Source organism: Pseudomonas sp. FW300-N2A2 (assembly GCF_017351735.1).
In the GTDB taxonomy this organism is placed as follows: Bacteria; Pseudomonadota; Gammaproteobacteria; order Pseudomonadales; family Pseudomonadaceae; genus Aquipseudomonas; species Aquipseudomonas migulae.
Genome location: NZ_JACNDU010000001.1, coordinates 342,878 through 365,364 on the forward strand (window position 1 = coordinate 342,878; position 22,487 = coordinate 365,364).

A 22,487-nucleotide genomic window follows, 5' to 3' on the forward strand; every position below is an offset into this window, starting at 1 on the left:
AAACGGGTACTGAATCGGTACTGCCGCAACCCTAGCTACTCTGAATGCTTCGCAGGAAAAACCTTTGATCTCTACAGCTAACATCACGATGCAGTTCGGCGCCAAGCCGCTATTCGAAAACGTTTCGGTCAAATTCGGCGCGGGCAACCGCTACGGCTTGATCGGCGCCAACGGCTGCGGCAAGTCGACTTTCATGAAAATCCTCGGTGGCGACCTCGAGCCTTCCGGCGGTCAGGTCATGCTCGAGCCGAACGTGCGTCTGGGTAAATTGCGCCAGGACCAGTTCGCCTACGAAGAATTCACCGTGATCGACACCGTGATCATGGGTCACGAAGAACTGTGGAAGGTTAAAGCCGAGCGCGACCGCATCTACTCGCTGCCGGAAATGACCGAAGAAGACGGCATGGCCGTGGCCGAGCTGGAAACCGAATTCGCCGAAATGGACGGCTACACCGCCGAGTCCCGTGCCGGCGAACTGTTGCTGGGCCTGGGTATCGGCATCGAGCAGCACTTTGGCCCGATGAGCGAGGTTTCCCCAGGCTGGAAACTCCGTGTATTGCTGGCGCAGGCGCTGTTCTCCGATCCTGAAGTACTGTTGCTCGACGAACCGACCAACCACCTGGACATCAACACCATCCGCTGGCTGGAAAACGTGCTGACCCAGCGCTCCAGCCTGATGATCATCATCTCTCACGACCGTCACTTCCTGAACAGCGTGTGCACCCACATGGCTGACCTGGATTACGGCGAGCTGCGCCTGTTCCCGGGCAACTACGACGAGTACATGACCGTGGCGACCCAGTCCCGCGAGCAACTGCTGTCGGACAACGCCAAGAAGAAGGCACAGATTTCGGAACTGCAATCGTTCGTCAGCCGCTTCTCGGCCAACGCCTCGAAAGCCAAGCAGGCCACTTCCCGCGCCAAGGCGATCGACAAGATCCAGCTGGCCGAGGTCAAGCCTTCGAGCCGTGTGAGCCCGTTCATCCGCTTCGAACAAACCAAGAAGCTGCACCGTCAAGCGGTCATCGTCGAGGGCATGGCCAAAGGCTTCGACGGCAAGACACTGTTCAAGGACTTCAGCTTCCAGGTTGAAGCTGGCGAGCGCGTTGCGATCATCGGCCCGAACGGTATCGGTAAAACCACCCTGCTGCGCACCCTGGTCAACGAATTGACCCCGGATGCCGGCACCGTGAAGTGGACCGACGCCGCCGAACTGGGCTACTACGCCCAGGACCACGCACACGACTTCGAAGACGACTGCAACCTGTTCGACTGGATGGGCCAGTGGACCCAGGGCGGCGAGCAACTGGTTCGCGGCACCCTCGGCCGCATGCTGTTCTCCAACGACGAGATTCTGAAGTCGGTCAAAGTCATCTCCGGTGGTGAGCAAGGTCGCATGCTGTTCGGCAAGCTGATCCTGCAAAAACCGAACGTGCTGATCATGGACGAACCGACCAACCACTTGGACATGGAATCCATCGAGGCGCTGAACCTGGCGCTGGAGAACTATCCGGGCACGCTGATCTTCGTCAGCCACGACCGTGAGTTCGTATCGTCGCTGGCCACCCGCATCATCGAGTTGAGCCCTAGCGGCGTGATCGACTTCAGCGGTACTTATGATGATTACCTGCGTAGCCAGGGCGTTGTGTTCTAAGACACGCCTTGCTGCAACTAAAAGCCCTGTCCTTGTGACGGGGCTTTTTGCATTACATGGCCAAGGAATGTTGGGGTGCCAAGACCATCGCGAGCAGGCTCGCTCCCACAGGTGACCGCATTCCAATGTGGGAGCGAGCCTGCTCGCGAAGAGGCCCTTAAAAACACCACCGATATAGTTAGCCTGCTTTCTTTTATTCCACACCCGCGCCATGATGGACCTCTCCCACCGCCGCCCGCGAACGAGCCCTCATGTCTGCGCAGCAACTGCCACCGCAAAGCCCCATGGCGATCACCCTGCAGATCGTCTCCATCGTTTTCTATACCTTTATTGCCTTCCTTTGCATCGGCCTGCCGATTGCTGTGTTGCCGGGTTATGTCCACGAACAACTCGGGTTCAGCGCCGTCGTCGCAGGGCTGACCATCGGTTCGCAATACCTCGCCACCCTGCTCAGCCGCCCGATGGCCGGGCGCATGTCGGACAGCATCGGCACGAAACGATCGATTGTTTACGGGTTGGCGGGGATTGTCTTGAGCGGCGCGCTGACGTTGCTGTCGACGCTGCTGCAAAGCTTTCCGCTGACGAGCCTGTTGATCCTGATCGCCGGCCGTTTGTTGCTGGGCATCGCTCAGGGCTTGATCGGCGTCGGCACCATCAGTTGGTGCATGGGCCAGGTTGGCGCGGAACACACCGCGCGCTCGATCTCGTGGAATGGCATCGCGTCCTACGGCGCCATCGCGATCGGTGCGCCATTGGGCGTCGTGATGGTGGCCGCGTATGGTTTTGCCAGCCTGGGCATCGCGCTGTCATTGCTGGCCGCGTTGGCGCTGCTGCTGATCCGCAATAAACCTTCGGTGCCAGTGGTTCGCGGTGAGCGCCTGCCGTTCTGGGCGGTGTTCGGGCGCATTGCACCGTTCGGCGCGAGTTTGAGCCTGGCGTCAATCGGCTACGGCACGTTGACCACCTTTATTACCCTGTATTACGTCAACCGTGGCTGGACCGGCGCCGCGTACTGCCTGACGGTGTTCGGCGTCTGCTTCATTCTGGCGCGACTGCTGTTCATTTCCAGCATCAGTCGTTTTGGTGGATTCACCTCGGCGATTGTCTGCATGAGCATTGAAACAGTGGGCCTGGTGCTGCTGTGGCTCGCGCCGTCGACCGGTTTCGCCCTGATTGGCGCGGGTCTGGCCGGGTTTGGCCTGTCGCTGGTGTACCCGGCGCTGGGGGTAGAAGCCATTAAACAGGTGCCCAACTCCAGTCGCGGCGCGGGTTTGAGTGCTTACGCAGTGTTTTTCGATCTGGCGCTGGCGATTGCCGGACCGCTGATGGGCGCGGTGGCGTTGAACATGGGGTACTCGTGGATTTTCTTCAGTGCGGCAATGTTGTCGATCACCGGCCTGGCCCTGACCCTGCTACTGAAACGCCGCGCTACAGCCTGATCATTTCAAACCTTGCCGGCGATGGCGATTTCATGGGCGCCATCGCCAGCAAGCCGGCTCCTACGGATTGGGGGGGGGCCGGGGTTTGTGGGTGCACCGCAAGACCTGTAGGAGCCCGGCTTGCTGGCGATGGCGATTTTAAGGGCGCCATCGCCGGCAAGCCGGCTCCTACGGATTCGGGGATATTGGGGTTTGTGGGTGCGCCGCAAGACCTGTAGGAGCCCGGCTTGCTGGCGATGGCGATTTCATGGGCGCCATCGCCGGCAAGCCGGCTCCTACAGTGGTGTGTGGGTCCTATTGATCGGCGGTTTGCATGCCGGCGCGGGTCGGTTTGCCCAGTGCGTGGGAGAAGAAGCGCCCTGCTTCGGAGATCATGTTGCGGTGGATGTCCTCGCGGTCGACGCCGTCGGCATCGGTGCACAGCGCCGGCATCGCCTTGATCTGTTCTTCGTTGCACGGGGCCATGAATACGAAGTGCCCTGCCCCCGCCAGTAGCTTGAAGTCCGGTGCGGTCGGCAGTTTGCGCGCCAGCGCGGCGGCGTTTTTGTCGAAGGCCACCAGTTTGTCGCCGTCACCACTATATAACAGCACCGGTACATGCACGTCGGCCAGCGTATGGCGACCGAATTTCAGGCTCAACGGCGCCATCAGCAGCAGCGCGTGCACCCGTGGATCCGCCACCGGTTGCAGGTCATCACGGTCGACAATCAGTTCACCCTGGGTGTTGCAGGCATCGTGGTCGTCCGGACGTTCCTGGCAATAGCGACGCAGACGATCCAGATCTGGCGTCGCCCCCGACAGAATCAGCGCCGTCTCCCCACCGGCCGAATAACCGATCACCCCCACCTGATCGGCATTGACGAACGGCGCGAGCATACGGTCGCCCAGGGTCGCGGTAATGGCTTCGGAAATCTGGATCGGCCGCCCATACAGGTTGCTCAAGGTACCGAGGCGGCTGTGGTCTTTGGAGTTGTCGCCGGGATGGATCACCGCCACCACCACAAAACCCTTGCGTGCCAGCGATGTGGCGAGGTCGTGCAGGGCCATCGGGGTTCCGGTGTTGCCGTGGGACAGCATCAGCATCGGGAAGCGGCCAATGGCGACGCGGGTGTCTTCGCCCGCTTCGACCGTGTAGCCCTCGAGTTTACTGGAGTGTTCACGGTCGCTGGAGGGATAGAACGCGATGGCGCGCATCGGTTGCAGGTCCAGTGGGTCGAGAAAACTCATCTCATGGAAACCGACGCTCCAGTGAGGATGTGGCGCAGGCGCGGCGTGCACTGAATTCAGGCTGCTGAGCAGGCAAATCAGTAACGTTGCCCAAAGACGCACCATGGGATGCCCCACCTTTGTTACTTGACCGGGAAGCCCGTTCTCCATCGATTACCGAGGAAGCGGCCTTGTACCAGCAATTGCGGCCACCAAGGTCGTTACAGAACGGGGACGTTAAACCCTCGACTGCATAACCTGGGCCACAACATGAAAGATTGCGCAATGATCAGAAACAAAAAACTCCGTATCTGACCTTGCGGGATCAGAATACAGAGTTTTTTGGGGTGTTGCCCGAGCTGATTTACAACTTTACGCAAGCCTTACGCGGCGGCGAACAGTTGCTCGCTGATCTGAGTGCGAGCAGCGCTCATGGCTTTGGTGCGGACTTCATCACCGTACGCCAGGCCTTCGGCACGGACGAATTCAATGTCGGTGATGCCGAGGAAACCGAACAGCAACTTCAAATACTCTTCGTGCGCAACGCCACTCGCCTGACCTGCGTGCAAACCGCCGGCAGTCGACACGATCACGACTTTCTTGCCACCGCACAGGCCTTCAGGGCCGGCTTCGGTGTAGCGGAAGGTCTGACCGGCAACGGCGATGCGGTCGATCCAGGCCTTGAGTTGGGTCGGGATGGTGAAGTTGTACATCGGTGCTGCGATGACGACGGCATCGGCGGCGAGGAATTCGGCCAGTGTCGAGGCGCTCAGTTCGGCTTCGTGCTGCTGGGCGGCGTTGCGCAGTTCAGCGGAGGTGCCGGCGGCGACCAGGGTCGTGGCGGAGAAGTGGCTGATGGCATCGCTGGCCAGGTCGCGGTAGGTCACGACGGCGGTCGGCTCGGCAGCTTGCCAGGCGCTGACGACTTCGCGGCTCAGCTGACGGGAAGCCGAGTTGTCACCAAGAATGCTCGAATCGATATGCAGCAGTTTCATATGGGATCTCCAGGTGAGGACCGCCACGAGGCGATCTGATGGAGACAATCCTACAGACGAAACCAATAGCTGATTAGACTGCAACAATGCGATAGTTCGTCTCACTGATAGAACAATCGAGTTAACACCATGCAAGACCTCAATGACCTCTACTACTTCGCCAAAGTGGTCGAAGCCGGCGGTTTCGCGGCAGCCGGGCGTTTGCTGGGGATTCCCAAATCACGGTTGTCGCGCCGCATCGCCGAACTGGAAGAACGCCTGGGTGCGCGCCTGCTGCAACGCACCACCCGGCAGCTCAAGCTAACCGCTGTGGGCGAGCGCTATTTACGCCACTGTCAGGCCATGCTGCTGGAAGCCGAGATGGCCGATGAGGCCGTGGCCAGCATGTCCAGCGAACCTCGCGGACGCTTGCGGGTGTCCGCCCCCGTCGGGCTGGCTCACGAAATGTTGCCAACGGTGATCAGTAAATTCCTCGAGAAATACCCTCATGTCCAGCTGGAGGTCATGCTTGTAAATCGCCGGGTCGATCTGGTGACCGAGGGCGTCGACGTCGCGTTGCGGGTTCGCGAACCGGGCGATGAAGACCCTCTGCTGGTGACCCGGCGCCTGCGTCAGGCGCAGATGCTGATGGTGGCCAGTCCGGGTTTTCTTCATGGACGAGCAATCAATCATCCCGAAGACCTCAAGGGCTTGCCGGTGCTCGGCGCTCTGGAAGCGGACCGTATGGTGCACATCCGCATGCTCGACCAACAGGGTAAAAGTCATGAACTCGCGCTCGAAGCGCGACTGGGCATCGATGACTTTATCGTGCGCAGGGCCTGCACCCTCGCCGGCCAGGGTTTTACCATGCTGCCGATGATGTATTGCGAGCAGGAACTGGAAAGCGGCGCGCTGGTGCAGTTACTGCCCGACTGGTCTTTGCCTGGCGGCTGGCTGCAAGCGGTCTACCCTCATCGGCGCGGAGTGATGCCGGCCGTTCGCGCCTGGCTCGACCATTTGATCGAATCATTCAATGCCTGTGGGGACCGACTGATATGAAGGCTGGGCGTATGAGCGAAGAGGATGTCGCGCAATTCTGTCTCGCGCTGCCGGGGGCGCGGGAAGATTACAAGTGGGGTGGCGTGCGGGTGTTTTCGATTGCCGGGAACAAGATGTTCGCCCTGCAGAACCTGCGGGGCGACTCTTTGGCGTTCAAGGTCGACAAGGACTTGTTTCTGGGGCATTGCGACCGTCCGGGCATTCATCCGGCGCCGTATCTGGCCCGGGCCCAGTGGATCATCATGCAAACGCCCTACCCGCTGGGCAGCGAAGAACTGCAAGGGCTGCTGCAACGCTCCCATCAACTGGTGGTGAGCAAACTGCCCAAACGCACGCAGGTCGGGCTGCTGCTTTAAAGCAGCGCCAGATTGGCGCCCAGGAACAGTTGATCGATCCAGAACACTTGATGCAGCAGCACGATCACCCAGAACAGCAACTGAAACGACACTTTGCGGGTCTTGTGCCGAAACACCTGCTGGGCCAGCAACGCGCCCGGCCAGCCGCCGGCGAGTTCCACCGCATGCAACACGTTTTCCGGCGTGCGCCAGCTATCGGTCCGGGCCTTGCGCTTGTCGCTCCAATAAAGGAAGAACGCCAGCACGCTGACGATGCCATAGGCCGCAAGGGGAATCAGCGAAACCCCTCGCAGCCAGAACGACATCGAGCCGAACAACGGCAGCGCACACACCATCGCGAACACCAGCAGTTTCAGCCGTGGGTTCTGGATTCCGCCCCCGGACTGGCGCCCGGGATTGTTGCGTGCGCGGGTGTCATTCATGGCTTGACCGCTGTCCAGTCAACCCAGCCAAACTGCCAGGTGGCGAGAATGACCAGGCCAAATGCAATACGGTACCAGGCGAACACCGCGTAGCTGTGGCTGGCGATGAACTTGAGCAAGCCCCGTACCGCAATCATTGCGAAAATGAACGCAGTGACAAAGCCGATGGCGAACACCGGGAAATCGGCCGGGACGAACAGGTCGCGGTATTTGTAGCCCGAGTACACCGCCGCAGCGACCATGGTCGGCATTGCCAGGAAGAAGGAGAACTCGGTAGCGGTCTTGCGCGACAGGCCAAACAGCAACCCGCCAATGATGGTCGAGCCGGAACGCGATGTACCGGGAATCATTGCCAGGCACTGGGCGAAACCGACTTTAAGCGCATCTTGCCAGGTGATTTCATCGACCGTTTCAGCATGCACTTCATGCTGACGCTTTTCAGCCCACAACATGATGATCCCGCCCACCACCAACGCCGACGCGACCGTAATCGGGTTGAACAGGTAGTGGTGAATCAAGTCGGAAAAAATCACCCCCAACACCACGGCCGGCATGAAGGCAATCAACAGGTTGGCGGTAAAGCGTCGGGCGCCGGGCTGCGTTGGCAAACCGGTCACCACATCGAGAATCTTGCGACGAAACTCCCACACCACCGCCAGAATCGCACCCAGTTGAATAATGATGTTGAAGGCAATGGCCCGTTCACCACCGAAATTGAGCAAGTCGGCCACGATGATCTGGTGTCCGGTACTGGAAATGGGCAAAAACTCCGTCAGCCCTTCTATAACGCCAAGTATCAATGCCTGAAAGGCGGTCCAAAGATCCATCAATCCCCCAAGAAGCGATGCGCCACGGCATGCCCCGTTAATATTTTTCAAAACATTGACTGCGATCAGCGCAGCTGCAGCCAGACGCGCACAGAATCCAGACGAAACCGTAAAAATTCCGTGAAAAATCAACTTGGATTCAGGTTTTTCCGTGCGGGGCCGAAATCCTATCAGACAAGGCTGAATAACGCTGCCACGTTATTGGACTTGGGTCGGATATGCCCGATCGGCAAAATGTGGTTGGATGCTGGCGGTCGTTTATTACAAGAAAAAGAAACAGGAGTGACAGCGTTATGAACAGCTTGCGCAATATGTCGATCAGCCGGCGTTTGTGGTTGATTTTGATCGTGGCCGTCATGATGCTTTTGACGTTGGGCGTGTTGATGCTCAAGCAGATTCACGAGGACCTGTATCACGCCAAGGCGCAGAAAACCCAGCACGTCGTGCAGACGGCCAGCGGCATTCTGACCTATTACCACGGGCTCGAAACCGCCGGCACGCTGACCCGCGAAGCTGCGCAGAAACAGGCGCTGACCGCCGTTCGCGGCCTGCGCTATGACCAGAACGACTACTTCTGGATCAACGACCTGACGCCGGTGATGATCATGCACCCGGCCAACCCCAAACTCGATGGCCAGAACCTCTCGGCGATCCGCGACCCGGACGGCTTTGCGGTGTTCAATGAAATGGTCGCCCTCGCCAAGGCCAAGGGCGCCGGCCCGATCGACTATCGCTGGCCGAAACCGGGCGCCAGCGAGCCGGTCGCAAAAACCTCCTACGTCAAACTCTTCGAACCGTGGGGCTGGGTGATCGGCTCGGGCGTGTATATAGATGACATGCAAGCCGAGTTCATGGGCCAGGTCTGGAAAGCGACAGTGGTCGGGTTGGTGATCGCCGCCTTCATGGCGCTGCTGGTGATCCTGATTGCCCGCAGCATCGTCCGTCCGCTGCAGGACACCGTGAACGCCATGGCCAACATTGCCAGCGGCGAGAGCGATCTGACTCGCAGCCTCGACACCCATGGCCAGGACGAAGTCACGCAGTTGGCACACCACTTCAATGCGTTCACCGCCAAGCTACGGTTGGTGATCAGCGAATTGCAGGTGTCCGCCAGCGCCCTGGGCCAGTCGTCCAGCGAACTGGGCAACGACGCCGTCCAGGCCCAGCAACGCAGCCAGCAGCAATCGCAACAGATGGAACTGGTGGCCACGGCCATCAATGAAGTGACCTATGGCGTGCAGGACGTGGCGAAGAACGCCGAGCACGCCGCCAGCGAGATGCGCGATGCCGAGTCTCAGGCGCAGCAGGGCCAGGTCAACATCGACAGCAGCCTGCAACAAATCGACAAGCTGTCTTCAACGATTGATCAGGCCGTGGAGGTCATCCGTACCCTCGCCGCCGAAAGCACTCAGATCGGCAGCGTGCTGGAAGTGATCCGCTCAATCGCCGAGCAAACAAACCTGCTGGCCCTCAACGCGGCCATCGAAGCCGCCCGTGCCGGTGAGCAGGGTCGCGGGTTTGCCGTCGTGGCCGATGAGGTGCGCCTGCTGGCCCAGCGCACGCAGAAGTCCACCGCCGAGATCCAGGCAATGATCGAACGCCTGCAAAGCCATTCCGAAGCGGCGGTCAAGGTCATCGGCGACAGCAGCCGCGCCTCGCAACTGACCATCGAACAGGCCGGCCTCGCCGGTGCAAGCCTGAATGCCATTGGCCAGGCACTGCGCAACCTCAACGGGTTGAACGCCTCCATTGCCAGCGCCACCCTGCAACAGGCCCATGTGGTAGAAGACATCAACCAGAACGTGACCCAGGCAGCCGGCTTGTCCCACAGCACGGCGCTGGCGGCGGAACAGTCGAGCGTGGCCAGCGTCCACCTCAAGGAACTGAGTGAGCAATTGAACGGATTGCTCAAACAATTCCGGGTGTAGGCGCCTGGCTTGTAGGCGATAGCGCCCATGACATCGCCATCGCCAGCAAGCCGGCTCCTACAAGTTTCGGGTGAACCCACAATCCCCAACACCCCCGCGATCCGTAGGAGCCAGCTTGCTGGCGATAGCGCCCATGACATCGCCATCGCCAGCAAGCCGGGCTCCTACAGGTTTGGGGTGAACCCACAATCCCCAACACCCCCGCGATCCGTAGGAGCCGGCTTGCTGGCGATAGCGCCCGTGAAATCGCCATCGCCGGCAAGCCGGACTCCTACAGGTTTGGGGTGAACCCACAATCCCCAACACCCCCGCGATCCGTAGGAGCCAGCTTGCTGGCGATGGCGCCCATGAAATCGCCATCGCCGGCAAGCCGGACTCCTACAGGTTTCGGGTGAACCTCCTATTCCCAACACCCCCGCGATCCGTAGGAGCCAGCTTGCCGGCGATGGCGCCCATGAAATCGCCATCGCCGGCAAGCCGGACTCCTACAGGTTTGGGGTGAACCTCCTATCCCCGACACCCTTGCGATCCGTAGGAGCCAGCTTGCTGGCGATGGCGCCCATGAAATCGCCATCGCCAGCAAGCCGGGCTCCTACAGGTTTTGGGTGAACCCACAATCCCCAACACCCCCGCGATCCGTAGGAGCCAGCTTGCTGGCGATAGCGCCCATGAAATCGCCATCGCCGGCAAGCCGGGCTCCTACAGGTCAACGAGTGCTTTCTCCCTCGCCAGCACAGCCTCATCCGCTGCAATCCGGGTACAATTCGCTCCCCTCTTCGTCTGCTCCAAGGAACCTCCATGTCCGGGCTTGAACTGTTTGCCGCCGCCCTCGGTGTCATTGCCGTCTGGTTGACGGTCAAACAGAACCCCTGGTGCTGGCCGATCGGTCTGGTCATGGTGTCGCTGTACAGTTGGGTCTTTTTTGAAGTGAAGCTGTATTCGGACATGCTGTTGCAGGTGATCTACGCCGCGTTGCAACTCTATGGCTGGTGGCAGTGGACCCGCGCGGGGGGTGCGCGGCAAGGGCGGCAGGTTAGCCAACTCAAGGGCAAATCGATCGCGACAGGTCTGGCCATCGGTGCCATCGGCAGTCTGTTGCTCGGCGCGGCCATGGCGCACTGGACCGATGCCGCGCAGCCCTGGCTCGATGCGGCACTGACGGGGTTCAGCCTGGTGGCGCAGGTCTGGATGGCGCAAAAGCGCGTTCAATGCTGGCCACTGTGGATCACCCTGGATGTGATTTTCGTCGGGCTCTTCGTCTACAAGGGCATGTACTTGACCGCCGGGCTCTATGCGTTGTTTGCCGTGATCGCCGTTCAAGGCTGGCGGGAATGGCGCACCGACCCGGCATTGCGCACATGAAAGTCCTGGTACTCACCGGCCCTGAATCCAGCGGCAAGAGCTGGCTCGCGGCCGAGTTGCAAGCGCATTTCGGCGGAGTGCTGGTCGACGAATATGTCCGCTGGTTTATCGAACAAAACCCGCGTGATACCTGCCTGGCCGACATTCCGGAGATCGCCCGCGGGCAATTGCGATGGGAAGACGAGGCCCGCGCCCGGCAGCCATCGTTGCTGATTCTCGACACCCACCTGCTGAGTAACATCCTCTGGAGCCAGACCCTGTTTGGCGATTGCCCCGCGTGGCTCGAGCAGGCGCTGCTGGCTCGCCAGTACGACTTGCATCTGTTGCTGTCTCCCGAACAGGTCGACTGGAAGGATGATGGCCAACGCTGCCAACCCGAATTGAGCGAGCGCCGGGCATTTTTCGACGCAACCCTGACATGGCTTGAAACCCATCAACAGCCTTTTCAAATTCTGCAGGGAAACTGGGCGGAACGGCGATTTCAGGCACTGCAAGCCGTCACCCTGCTGCTGAACCCCTGACCCGTTTTTAGGGGTTTTCACCCAGTAATTCCCCTGTTTTGGGGGCAAAAGTGTCCATACCTGTTACACCCACCCCACCCCAAACAGGCCGTTTCAGCGGTCTGCACCCTCTTCGCCCGTCAGCTGTTAAGCCCCCAATACACCTCGGCGCAAAGCATTGATCTAGAGCACTGCAACCGCTTTTGTTGGACAAAAGCGCCCGCGCCCGTCTCAGACGTGAAACAGCACCGACATCGGCCTCCCGGACAAAATTTTTAACCCGTTGAATTAAAACAAAATTCAAAAAACGGCACAGCATTCGCTCTCTCCTTCACATCGCTGACTAGGGCCAGCCCACAAAAAGAAGGAATTGCCACTGTGGGGACTTTCAATACTTTCAATAAAGGCTTTACCTGCCTCCTCCTGATCGGATGCGCATTGGGCTCAAGTGTCCAGGCTGACGACGGCATCATCATTATCAAGCGTGATGTCCAGACACGAAACGCCGTGCAAGCGCCGGTGGCTCCCGATCCTAACCCCACGACCGCAAATGCCAACCCGAGCCAACAAATCCTCAGGCAAACGAACGAGTTGAACGACGGCGACTTTGCCAACGTCGCCAGTGGTGCCGGGATCTCCCGCCTCGTCACGTTAGGCAACACAAACCTGGGCGGCAACATCACCACCCAGAATCAGCTTTCCAACCTTCCCGCCGGACGCTCGGGAGGTTCGGGCAACGGTATTTCCAACCTGGTCAATTCAAGCGTCCAGCGAGGCCTGAGCGGTCTGAACGTCATTACGGGAGGCCGTTGAGATGAATCGTAAGCTGCTGATTATCAGCATGTTTTGCAGCGCATCGAGCTTTGCTCAACCCCCCGTTATCAATAATGCCGACATCAGTAATTCGGGCGCGCAGTACCAAGGTAACTTCGCGGTCAACCAGGCTGCCGGCGATCAGCAGCAACAGGCTAATGCCCGGGCCATCGCCATGGGCCATGGCGCCAGCGCGACCACACAGATTCGCCAACGATTGCATACCGAAGTCGACCCCAGGATGGATGCTCGAGCCAGCATTCAGGGCGACTCCTTCAGCCGCGGCTACGGCGTACTGGGTGTCAACCAGAGCGCCGGTGCCAGCACTCAGCAAGCCAATGCCCTGCGGATAAGCATCAGCAATCAACCGCAAAGTATCGACGACAGCGTCCTCATGCAACAGAACGTGGCGCTGATCAAAAACTCCGATCCGACTGACTCTGCACCAGGCTATCGCCAGGTCTCTACCAGTGACCAGGCATTCACCGGTAGCCGCGGGGTGATTCAGTTGAATCAGAGCGCCGGGGTGGGAAACCGAATGGCCAACACCCTGAACGTACGGGTCGCGGATTGACCCAAACAGTTAGGAACAACACTTAACCTAAAATAAGTACGGAGAATCACCATGAAACCTTCGACGGCACTCAAGCCTCTGGTTTTCGCAATTGCTGCGGTCATGGCTGTTGCTGTACAAGCTGGGCAAAACGATCGGCGTCACGATGACCACCACAATGGCCATCATAACAACGGTCACCACAATCCTCCTCCAATGAAGATCCCTGTTTACGCGACTGCCAATGCCTACGACAAACAAAGCAGCACCAACAATCGCATCCGTAACGAAGGGACTATTAACAAGGCAGAGATGACCGACTCTGCCACAGGCGCCGACGGCAACGTCGGTATCAACGTGGCGGCAGGCGACGGCAACCAACAGGACAACGCTGCCGCCATCGCGAACGCTGGCGCCACTTCCGCTCTGGATAACTCCTTCGTGTTCGGGGTTGCCACTGCCACTGCCAGCGTCAAGCAGTACAGCAACCACAACAAGGTCGACAACTACAACACCACAGCCTCTGCCGTGATGAGCGGATCGGGCAATGGTGGCAACGGCAATATGGGGATCAACATTGCCGGTGGCGACCTGAACCAACAGAAAAACACCATGGCGATTGCCAACTCCAATTCGCCGCTGGGTAACGCAACAGCCACCGCCTCCGCCGATCAGAATGGTCCTGGTCTGGTAGTGAATAACAACGCCGATCGGAACTTCGCCCTGACGACGGTGACGCTAACCACAACCAAAAGCGGTAATTCCTCTTTCAGTCATAACTCCGAGTTGAACATTGATAAGAGCGCGTCCAGCAACTGGACCAAGAAAGGTGCTAGCAGTTTTGACGTCAGTGGCACCAAGCACTTTGAAGCAATCGGATCAAAAAGCACCGACAAGAGCTCCACCAGCCATGCTGCTGTGGAAGCTATGTTGACCGCAGATGCGAATGTTACCAAAACCGTTACTCATAATAACGGCTATGGCGATCGCACTCGCAGCAAGTCTGTCGACCTATCGGTTGACGCATCGCTTAAAGCATCTATCGATACAGAGCACTCAAAATCGACCGACTCTTCGTTCGAGAAGAAGTTCGATTCTTCGTTCTCAAAATCGTTTGACTCTTCGTTCGAGAAATCAGGCGAGAAATCGTCCGCTTCTACCAAACACGAAGAGAAGGGCTACAGCGAAAGCAATGCATGGGAATTGAGCAACACTGTTTCCTATCAAATCCTGACCCCAAATGGCTGGGCTAACCCTGTCACCAACACTGCAACCCTTAGCGGTTCGGTGAATGGCGGCAGTGGCAACCTCGGCGTCAACGTGGCTGCCGGTGTGGGTAACCAACAAAGCAACTCGTTGGCCATTTCCAACCAATCGTTCTGATGGCTGTCTCTGGAGGCCCCCTCACGGGGGCCTTTTTCAACACAACCAGAGGGCGTCCCACCATGCGCATTATCGCCTTGGTACTTTTGCTTTGTGTGTCCAGTGTGATCGAGGCTGCACAAATGCCGCTTTCCGTCCTGCCGGGCGGCGCGGTGGTGTACAAGCCGATCCAGAGCATACGCGAGCGTAAATTTGCCGACCTGGTGCAACAGAAAACCGACTTCAGTTGCGGCGCAGCTGCGCTGGCGACCATATTGCGCCAGGCCTATTGGCTGGACGTGAACGAAGAACAGATCATCGAAGGCATGCTGGCATACGCCGATCAAGACCTTGTCCGCGTTCAGGGCTTCTCCATGCTCGACATGAAGCGTTACGTGGAAAGTATCGGCATGCGGGCCCGTGGCTACCGGGTGGCGCCGGAAACGCTGAACGACATCAGAATTCCGGTCGTGGTCCTCATGGATATCCGTGGCTACAAACATTTTGTGGTCCTGCAAAAAGTCCACAAGGGCTGGGTATACATCGGAGATCCGGTACTCGGTCATAAACGCTACCAAGTCGACGACTTTGTCAAAGGCTGGAACGGCATCATCTTTGCTGTCATTGGCCAGGGCTACGACAAAACCAACGCGCTGCTCGACCCTCCCGTGCCACTGACCGCCAAGAACCGCCTCGACACCTTCAGCCCGGTGCAAGACGCAGAGTTGTTGGACTTCGGATTTATCCGAAGCGACTTCTTCTAATAACAAGGGAGCATGACGCTCCGGGAGCATCTAATGAAGACTCCAATCTGGCTGGCCGTGGCTTGCCTGGCCGCCAGCCTGCCAACCCAGGCACAGACGTTCAAACCTATTGAACTGAGCGATCAGGAACTGGCGAACCTGCGAGGCCGCTATGTCATGCCGGGGCGCGTCATCAGTTTCGGGATTGTCATGACCAGCACCTGGCAAAATGCCAACGGTCAGGTGATCGGGGCAACCTCCTCGATGCAAATTCAACAAACGACCATCAAGCCACAGTTCTATGTGTCGATGATCGATCGGAATGGCGATGGCTCGGCGGTTTCTCAGGGCACCGGGACCGTCAGCGGCGGTAACGGTTTGAGCACTACCCAGGGCGTCACTCAGGTTGTGCGCGCTGCCGGCGACAACAACAGCGCTTACAACAACGTTGATCTCAACGTCAGCAGAGGTAGCCAGGCACCACAGATGGACAACCAGGGGCAAGCGTTGGCCTCGGGCTCAACCCTGAACCACACCAACGGTGCCGGCGCGATGAGTATTTCCGCCACCGGCACGGGCGTGCAGCTCAACATCATCGCCAACAACAACCAGGGCAACACCGTGCAGCGCCTTGCCCAAGGCGGGCTGATGCAAAACGCGACCCTGCTTGGCGGTGGTAACCAGGTCAGAAACATGATGTCGATCAACGTTGTGCTGCGCGACAACCTGCCATCAACCGGTTCAATGAACGGCAATCTGGACCAACTCAAAGGAGTTCGCACTCTAGGATTCTGATCTACGCTCAGTCTCATTAGATGCAGTCAGAAGGGACGGCTAACCCATGCACCGATCTATAACGCTCAGAGCTATCGTTTGTTTGAGTAGCCTGGCCCCGGCCACATTGCTGTACGCAGCACCGGACCCCCAGGTCGAAGCATTAAAACAAGAACTCATGGAGTTGAAACAGCGTTACGAAGCACAACAGAACGCGCTGATGGTACTTGAACAGCGCGTTCGCCAAGTAGAAGAAGCACCTGCGACACCGGCCCCCAAACGCCTGACCAAATCCCCTGCCGAGCCGACCAGGGGTGGCCAGACGGTGGCCGCCGGTGCGCCGGGCACCACAGGCAGTTCATACGGCCAATCGCTCAAAGAGGATGCCGAGCCTGCGCAAAGCGTGTCCAACCTGTATGACGAAGCCAGCGGGTTCTTCGGCGGCGGCAAGTTCAGTGTCGAAACCGGCCTCACCTACACGCACTTCGATACACGCGCGCTGACGCTCAATGGTTTTCTGGCACTGGACTCGATTTTCCTCGGCAACATCAACCTCGACCGCATCAAGGCCGACAACTGGACACTGGACCTGACCGCCCGCTACAACGTGGCGCAACGCTGGCAGTTCGACATTAACGTCCCCGTGGTGTATCGCGAGTCGACGTATTCCTCCGGTGGCGCCGGTGGCGCTGGCCCCGTGACGTCGGACGCAACCGTCACCCGCGACCCGACCATCGGCGATGTGAACGTTGGCGTTGCTTACAAGTTTCTGGATGAGTCGGTCAGTCTGCCAGACGCGGTCTTTACACTGCGCGTCAAGGCACCGACCGGCAAGGACCCTTACGGCATCAAACTGGTCGAAGACCCGAACAACGACAACCTCGCGGTCCCCGAGGACTTGCCTACCGGCAATGGTGTCTGGTCGATCACCCCGGGTATCTCGCTGGTCAAGACCTTCGACCCGGCCGTGCTGTTCGGCACCCTGGCCTACACCTACAATATGGAGGACTCTTTCAGCGACATCAGCCCTCAGGTCGGCTCCAAGGTGAAAGGGGACGTGAAACTGGGCGATTCCTGGCAAGTCGGCGCCGGCATTGCATTCGCCTTGAACGAGAAGATGAGTATGTCGTTCTCGTTCACCGATCAGTTCGCCCGCAAGAGCAAAATCAAGCCCGACGGCGGCGATTGGCAATCAATTTCCAACAGCGATTACAACGCGGCCAACTTCAACATCGGCATGACCATGGCAGCCACCGACAACCTGACGATCGTCCCCAACCTGGCCATCGGCCTGACCGACGACGCGCCAGACTTTTCCTTCAGCCTGAAATTCCCGTACTACTTCTAACCGCTACACCTGAATGAAAAAGGCCCGCTGCGAGGTTCATCGCAGCGGGCCTTTTCATTTCGCCCCGCCCTAACGGATCTGGTGCTTGTGCAGCAGTCGGTAGAAGGTTGGCCGCGACACGCCCAGCACTCGGGCGGCGACACTCAGGTTGTCGCTGTGGCGGTTCAATACATCGCACAACGCCTGCCGTTCGGCGCGGGTCTTGTAGTCTTCGAGGGTGCCCATCGGTGCGGCGATTGTATGCTGGCTAATCAGCCCGAGGTCTCGCGCCTCGATCTGCCGCCCTTCCGCCAGAACCAGCCCGCGACGTACACGGTTGGCCAGCTCCCGCACGTTGCCCGGCCAGTCGTGCTTGCCCATGGCGATCAGTGCGTCCTCGCTGAAACTGCGCGGACGACGGCCGGTTTCATGACTGTAGAAATGGGAGAAATGGTTGGCCAGCATCGACAGGTCGCCATGCCGCTCACGCAGCGGTGCGGTGACCACTTGCAGCACGTTGAGGCGGTAATACAAATCCTCGCGGAAGCGTTTCTTCTCGATGGCCGCTTCAAGGTCGACGTGGGTCGCCGCCAACACCCGCACATCGACCGGAATCGGCTGGCTGCCGCCCACGCGTTCGATGTGTTTTTCCTGGAGAAAACGCAACAGGTTGGCTTGCAACTCCAGCGGCAGGTCACCGATCTCATCGAGAAACAGAGTGCCGCCATTGGCCGCTTCGATCCGCCCGACCTTACGCTGATGGGCGCCGGTAAAGGCGCCTTTCTCGTGGCCGAACAATTCGGACTGGATCAGGTGTTCGGGAATTGCGCCGCAATTGATCGCGACAAAGGGTTTGCTGTGGCGCTGGGATTGCCGATGGAGGGTGCGGGCGACCAGTTCTTTACCGGTCCCGCTCTCGCCGCGAATCAACACCGGAGATTCGGTTGGCGCCAGTTTGCTCAGCAGTTTGCGCAGTTCGCGAATCGGTTTGCTGTCACCGAGCAGCTCGTGTTCGGGCTGATCGATGTGAACCGTGCCTTGACCACGCAAGCGCGCCATACCGAACGCCCGACCCAGCGTCACCTGAACCCGGGAGACATCGAACGGCAAGGTGTGGAAATCGAAAAACCATTCGCAGACGAAGTCCCCGACGTTTTGCAGCCGCAGGACTTCCTGGTTGAGCACAGCGATCCATTCGGTGCCGCTGCGGCTGATCAGTTCCTTGACCGCATCGGGGTGCTCCAGATGAAAAGGCTGGAGCCGCAACAGGCCGACGTCGCAGGTTCGGTCAGCGGCATTTTCCAGCGTACAGCTATCAACGTCCCAACCTACAGAACGCAGACCTGGCAGCAGGCGATGACAGTCGTCGCAAGGGTCCACTACTAACAGACGTCGTAACGCAGGCGCTTCGATCATGACTGTTCCTTGACGCCAAATTTTATGAAATTTTATTAAAAACAATCATTTGGCGGATCTGGCTGTAACACTAGCAAGAATTTGACACTGTCTTGTATCGATTGACTATAGGAAGTGCGCGCAAGCAGTTATAAGAAGCAACTTTATTAGTTACCTAACGACTCGAACCTTTCACCCAGCTTTCAAAAGCCGTCGAAACCTCGAACCGATGAAAGAAAGTTGAAAATTCTTTTAATTGTATGTGACCCACCCACCGGTTGCGGGCATCAGTACAAGTAACCAGCCGAACGGTAAGCCCAACCGACGGCACATCACTTGATTGGGCATACAGAGAGAAGACCCCATGACCGCCCCGCTCCGTATCAACGAAGCTCTTTTGATTGCCGACCGCGCGTTCAAGCCATTTCAATGCGTGGCCTGGGCCCCACAAGACGGCAACGGCGAACTCAGCCTGACCGTCATCGACCGCACCAACACCTGCATTCGCAAGCAGATCCCAAGCAGTGCCTATACCGACCCGGCACAATTGGAACATGTTCTGGAAGAAGCCCGTAAAGAGCTGAGCCAGGAAGGTTACACGCTGCAATCGTGGTCGATGCCGCACTAATCTTTTTGCGGATTACTTATCGGTAATCCGCACCCTCCTCCATGATCGTTAGTTTGCCGGCCTTGCCAGCAGACAACACGCACAACATTTATTTGTACCTGAACGCGGCCAAATACTTGGCAGGCTTGTCAGTGGGTCGAAAAGACACTGTTCTGGCACAAAACGACCCTCCGTCTGTTAGTTATTACAGTTGTGCAACCAATCATTCAGGGATTGAATGTTTCTACTATAAGTCGCCCCCCCCAACTCCTGGATCAAGACGACTCGCAAGGAGATGCGTGCATGTCAACCCAGACCGCTGTGGTCCTGCCTGCGACGCTGAGCGCCGCCGGGGAGCTCGACAAAACCTTTGCCAGCGCCGGCAAAACCCAGGTGTATTTCGCCGGCAGCACGTCGAGCATGGCCACCGGCGTCGCGATTGATTCACAAGGCCGGCTGCTCGTCGCGGCCAAGGTCGGAACCCCGAGCGGCAGCCGCTTCGGTGTGGCCCGCCTGCTTGCGGATGGCTCGGCGGATCTGGCGTTCGGCAAACAAGGCAGTGTCATCAGCCAGTTCGAACCCGGCTTCGAGTCCATGGGTGGCAAAGTGCTGATCCGGCCCGACGGGTGCATTCTGTTGGCCGGCCTGCACTATGAAAATGAGCACCAGACACTGCCTGCCCTCGCCTTGTTCGATCAGCAAGGCAAACCGGCCCCCGACTTTGGCGACAACGGACGCCTTGTCGTACGCCTGCCGGGCAATCTTTCCCGGGGCGTGCGGGATGCCTGGCTTCCCCCCGGCGTACCGGGCGCCGAAGCCTGTGATGTGTGCGTGCAGGAAGACGGCCGGATGGTCCTGCTGGCCAATCATCATTTTGAACTGGCCGATCACGTCGGCCTGCTGGTGCGACTAAACCCCGACGGTTCGCTGGACGACACCTTCAACGGTCGTGGCTTCGTCCTGGTCAGACACCTGCTGATGAACACCTGGCTCAGCAGCCTGCTGGTGCAACGCGACGGCCGGATTCTGGTGGGCGGCTCGATCAACTTCCCTGAAGAAGGACTGCTTGCGCGTTATCTAAGCGACGGCAGCCTGGACGACCGTTTCGCCGTGGATGGCTTCATGAGTTTCATGGCACAAGGGCGTCACGCTCAGGTCAGCCAGGTCGTCCAGCAGGCCAACGGCGACCTGCACTGTTTTGGCAGCAGCCGCGACCCGATGCATTGCATGGCCTTGAAAGTACACAGCAACGGTCGCCCGGACATCCATTGCAACGGTGGCCAGCCGCATTTGCTGGGGATCGGCCACAGTGGCTGCCAGTGGACCGCCGCCCACGCCCTTGCAGACGGGCGTGTGCTGACCGTTGGCGCGACCATCGGCGGTGTCGAAGCCGACTTCATCCTGGCCCGGCATCGCCCTGACGGACAACTCGACGAGCTGTTCGGCAAAGGCATCGGCTGGGTCCGTACCCGTCTGGGTCGCAGCCTGGATACCGCAACGTCGCTGGCCGTGCAGGACGATGGCAACATTGTCGTTGGCGGCTATTCGCTGGATGGCAACTACCGGGCAATCGTCGCTCGCTATCTGGGATAGGCCTGCCGAGCTTTCCTGCGCTTGATCTTCCGTACCGCTTGCGGCAAGTTGCGCGCTTCTTAATACAAGGAGCAGCCGATGTCCGGCTCAATGGCCCAGGCGTTCGCGCATAATTTTCTCGGGCACTCACCTCGCTGGTACAAGGCCAGTATTGTCGGTTTCCTGATTCTCAATGCCCTGGTGCTATGGATCGTGGGTCCGGTAGCGGCCGGTTGGCTGCTGGTGCTGGAATTCATCTTCACCCTGGCCATGGCGCTCAAGTGCTATCCGCTGATGCCGGGCGGCTTGCTGCTGGTCGAAGCGCTGTTGCTGAAGATGACCACGCCTCAGGCGCTGTATGACGAACTGCTGCACAACTTCCCGGTGATTCTGCTGCTGATGTTCATGGTGGCCGGCATCTACTTCATGAAAGACCTGCTGCTGTTTCTGTTTTCGCGCCTGCTGCTCGGCGTTCGCTCCAAAGCCATGCTGGCGTTGATGTTCTGCTTTCTTTCGGCGTTCCTCTCGGCTTTTCTCGATGCCTTGACCGTGACCGCCGTGATCATCAGTGCCGCCGTGGGGTTTTACTCGGTGTATCACCGTGTCGCTTCGGGTAATGATCCGCGCCAGGACAGCGAATTCAACGATGACCAGCACCTGCCAACGCTGCATCACGGGGATCTCGAACAGTTCCGCGCCTTCCTGCGCAGCTTGCTGATGCACGGCGCCGTGGGCACTGCACTGGGTGGCGTTTGCACGCTGGTCGGTGAGCCGCAGAACCTGCTGATCGGCCACGAAATGGGTTGGCACTTCTCTGAGTTCTTCCTGAAAGTCGCCCCGGTTTCCATGCCGGTGTTGGTGGCGGGCCTGGTGACCTGCGTGCTGCTGGAGAAACTGCGCTGGTTCGGTTACGGCACGCTCCTGCCAGATAACGTGCGCGCGGTGCTGGCCAATTACGCCGCCGAAGACAACGCCCAACGCACCTCACACCAACGCGCTGCGCTGATCGTTCAGGGGCTGGCGGCGCTGATACTGATTGCCGCCCTGGCGTTCCATATTGCCGAAGTCGGTTTGATCGGCTTGATGGTGATCGTGCTGATTACCGCATTCACGGGCATCACTGACGAGCACCGCATCGGCAACGCCTTCAAGGACGCCATGCCGTTCACGGCGCTGTTGGTGGTGTTTTTCGCGGTAGTGGCGGTGATTCACGACCAGCAGTTGTTCACGCCGCTGATCCAGTGGGTGCTGGCGCTGCCGGCGAATCAGCAACCGGGCATGCTGTTTATTGCCAACGGTTTGCTCTCGGCGATCAGCGACAACGTGTTCGTCGCGACCATTTACATCACCGAAGTGAAACAGGCGTTCATCTCCGGCCACATGAGCCGTGAGCATTTCGAGACACTGGCGATTGCGATCAACACCGGCACCAACCTGCCGAGCGTGGCGACGCCGAATGGCCAGGCAGCGTTTCTGTTTCTGCTGACGTCGGCGATTGCCCCGCTGATTCGCCTGTCGTATGGGCGGATGGTGTGGATGGCGTTGCCGTATACGGTGGTGATGGGTGTGCTGGGCTGGTATGCGGTGAGTTTCTGGCTTTGAGTTGGCAGGTTT

Annotated in this window: 21 protein-coding genes; 16 read left to right on the top strand and 5 right to left on the bottom strand. The window is 59.0% G+C overall.

Annotated elements, in window-relative coordinates; genetic code table 11:
* Positions 1-64 precede the first annotated feature (64 nt).
* Together J4E42_RS01345 and J4E42_RS01350 are read left to right on the top strand one after the other, a co-directional pair.
* Positions 65-1,654, top strand: coding sequence for an ABC-F family ATPase (locus J4E42_RS01345; protein ID WP_008026595.1), 1,590 nt, complete (start codon positions 65-67; stop codon positions 1,652-1,654).
* 251 nt (positions 1,655-1,905) lie between these two features.
* Positions 1,906-3,093 carry an MFS transporter gene (locus tag J4E42_RS01350; protein ID WP_207284376.1) on the top strand — a complete coding sequence of 396 codons (1,188 nt, stop codon included), beginning with the start codon at positions 1,906-1,908 and terminating at the stop codon, positions 3,091-3,093.
* Positions 3,094-3,387: 294 nt separating this feature from the next.
* Here J4E42_RS01350 and J4E42_RS01355 read toward each other — a convergent pair whose 3' ends face one another.
* Positions 3,388-4,425 (bottom strand): dienelactone hydrolase, encoded by a 1,038-nt coding sequence (locus tag J4E42_RS01355; protein WP_192227111.1) that lies wholly within the window; start codon positions 4,423-4,425, stop codon positions 3,388-3,390.
* Between the two features lie 257 nt (positions 4,426-4,682).
* Positions 4,683-5,294: an FMN-dependent NADH-azoreductase gene (locus J4E42_RS01360; protein WP_008043774.1), complete on the bottom strand. Its 612-nt coding sequence runs from the start codon at positions 5,292-5,294 to the stop codon at positions 4,683-4,685.
* Positions 5,295-5,423: 129 nt separating this feature from the next.
* Between J4E42_RS01360 and J4E42_RS01365 the strand changes: the two genes are divergently transcribed.
* Positions 5,424-6,332, top strand: coding sequence for a LysR substrate-binding domain-containing protein (locus tag J4E42_RS01365; protein ID WP_008029879.1), 909 nt, complete (start codon positions 5,424-5,426; stop codon positions 6,330-6,332).
* A complete protein-coding gene (locus tag J4E42_RS01370) occupies positions 6,329-6,688 on the top strand; it encodes an MmcQ/YjbR family DNA-binding protein (protein ID WP_008043775.1) in 360 nt (119 codons plus the stop codon). Before J4E42_RS01365 ends, J4E42_RS01370 begins: the two co-directional genes overlap by 4 nt.
* Here the strand turns inward: J4E42_RS01370 and J4E42_RS01375 are convergent.
* Together J4E42_RS01375 and J4E42_RS01380 are read right to left on the bottom strand one after the other, a co-directional pair.
* Positions 6,685-7,110 carry a DUF1294 domain-containing protein gene (locus tag J4E42_RS01375; protein ID WP_192227108.1) on the bottom strand — a complete coding sequence of 142 codons (426 nt, stop codon included), beginning with the start codon at positions 7,108-7,110 and terminating at the stop codon, positions 6,685-6,687. The genes J4E42_RS01370 and J4E42_RS01375 overlap by 4 nt on opposite strands.
* On the bottom strand, positions 7,107-7,937 hold the full coding sequence (locus J4E42_RS01380; protein WP_008043777.1) for an undecaprenyl-diphosphate phosphatase: 831 nt from the start codon (positions 7,935-7,937) through the stop codon (positions 7,107-7,109). Before J4E42_RS01380 ends, J4E42_RS01375 begins: the two co-directional genes overlap by 4 nt.
* 293 nt (positions 7,938-8,230) lie before the next feature.
* On the opposite strand from J4E42_RS01380, the gene J4E42_RS01385 reads away from it, so the two are divergent.
* The 9 genes from J4E42_RS01385 to J4E42_RS01425 all read left to right on the top strand — a co-directional run bounded on the left by J4E42_RS01385 (position 8,231) and on the right by J4E42_RS01425 (position 17,320).
* Complete coding sequence (locus J4E42_RS01385; RefSeq protein WP_008043778.1) at positions 8,231-9,865, top strand: methyl-accepting chemotaxis protein; 1,635 nt, start codon at positions 8,231-8,233, stop codon at positions 9,863-9,865.
* Between the two features lie 798 nt (positions 9,866-10,663).
* Positions 10,664-11,227 (top strand): nicotinamide riboside transporter PnuC, encoded by a 564-nt coding sequence (pnuC, locus tag J4E42_RS01390; RefSeq protein WP_207284377.1) that lies wholly within the window; start codon positions 10,664-10,666, stop codon positions 11,225-11,227.
* Positions 11,224-11,748, top strand: a complete 525-nt coding sequence (locus J4E42_RS01395) for an AAA family ATPase (protein WP_207284378.1) — start codon at positions 11,224-11,226, stop codon at positions 11,746-11,748. The genes pnuC and J4E42_RS01395 overlap by 4 nt, the downstream gene beginning before the upstream one ends.
* Before the next feature lie 357 nt (positions 11,749-12,105).
* Positions 12,106-12,540, top strand: coding sequence for a hypothetical protein (locus tag J4E42_RS01400; RefSeq protein WP_008040279.1), 435 nt, complete (start codon positions 12,106-12,108; stop codon positions 12,538-12,540).
* A 1-nt stretch (position 12,541) separates the two neighbouring features.
* A complete protein-coding gene (locus J4E42_RS01405; protein WP_008040271.1) occupies positions 12,542-13,114 on the top strand; it encodes a hypothetical protein in 573 nt (190 codons plus the stop codon).
* A 51-nt stretch (positions 13,115-13,165) separates the two neighbouring features.
* Positions 13,166-14,476: a hypothetical protein gene (locus J4E42_RS01410; RefSeq protein ID WP_008040269.1), complete on the top strand. Its 1,311-nt coding sequence runs from the start codon at positions 13,166-13,168 to the stop codon at positions 14,474-14,476.
* Positions 14,477-14,538: 62 nt separating this feature from the next.
* Entirely contained in the window at positions 14,539-15,219 is a 681-nt protein-coding gene (locus J4E42_RS01415) for a C39 family peptidase (RefSeq protein WP_008040267.1), read from the top strand.
* 33 nt (positions 15,220-15,252) lie between these two features.
* On the top strand, positions 15,253-15,993 hold the full coding sequence (locus J4E42_RS01420; protein ID WP_008040265.1) for a hypothetical protein: 741 nt from the start codon (positions 15,253-15,255) through the stop codon (positions 15,991-15,993).
* Between the two features lie 46 nt (positions 15,994-16,039).
* Complete coding sequence (locus J4E42_RS01425; RefSeq protein WP_008040263.1) at positions 16,040-17,320, top strand: transporter; 1,281 nt, start codon at positions 16,040-16,042, stop codon at positions 17,318-17,320.
* A gap of 69 nt (positions 17,321-17,389) precedes the next feature.
* Here J4E42_RS01425 and J4E42_RS01430 read toward each other — a convergent pair whose 3' ends face one another.
* On the bottom strand, positions 17,390-18,715 hold the full coding sequence (locus tag J4E42_RS01430; protein WP_008040261.1) for a sigma-54 dependent transcriptional regulator: 1,326 nt from the start codon (positions 18,713-18,715) through the stop codon (positions 17,390-17,392).
* 343 nt (positions 18,716-19,058) lie between these two features.
* Here J4E42_RS01430 and J4E42_RS01435 point away from each other — a divergent pair, with 343 nt between their 5' ends.
* From J4E42_RS01435 to nhaB, 3 genes are all read left to right on the top strand, one after another.
* Entirely contained in the window at positions 19,059-19,322 is a 264-nt protein-coding gene (locus J4E42_RS01435) for a hypothetical protein (RefSeq protein ID WP_008040259.1), read from the top strand.
* A gap of 282 nt (positions 19,323-19,604) precedes the next feature.
* Positions 19,605-20,894, top strand: a complete 1,290-nt coding sequence (locus J4E42_RS01440; RefSeq protein WP_207284379.1) for a hypothetical protein — start codon at positions 19,605-19,607, stop codon at positions 20,892-20,894.
* 78 nt (positions 20,895-20,972) lie between these two features.
* Complete coding sequence (gene nhaB / locus J4E42_RS01445; protein ID WP_207284380.1) at positions 20,973-22,475, top strand: sodium/proton antiporter NhaB; 1,503 nt, start codon at positions 20,973-20,975, stop codon at positions 22,473-22,475.
* The last annotated feature ends 12 nt before the right edge of the window (positions 22,476-22,487 follow it).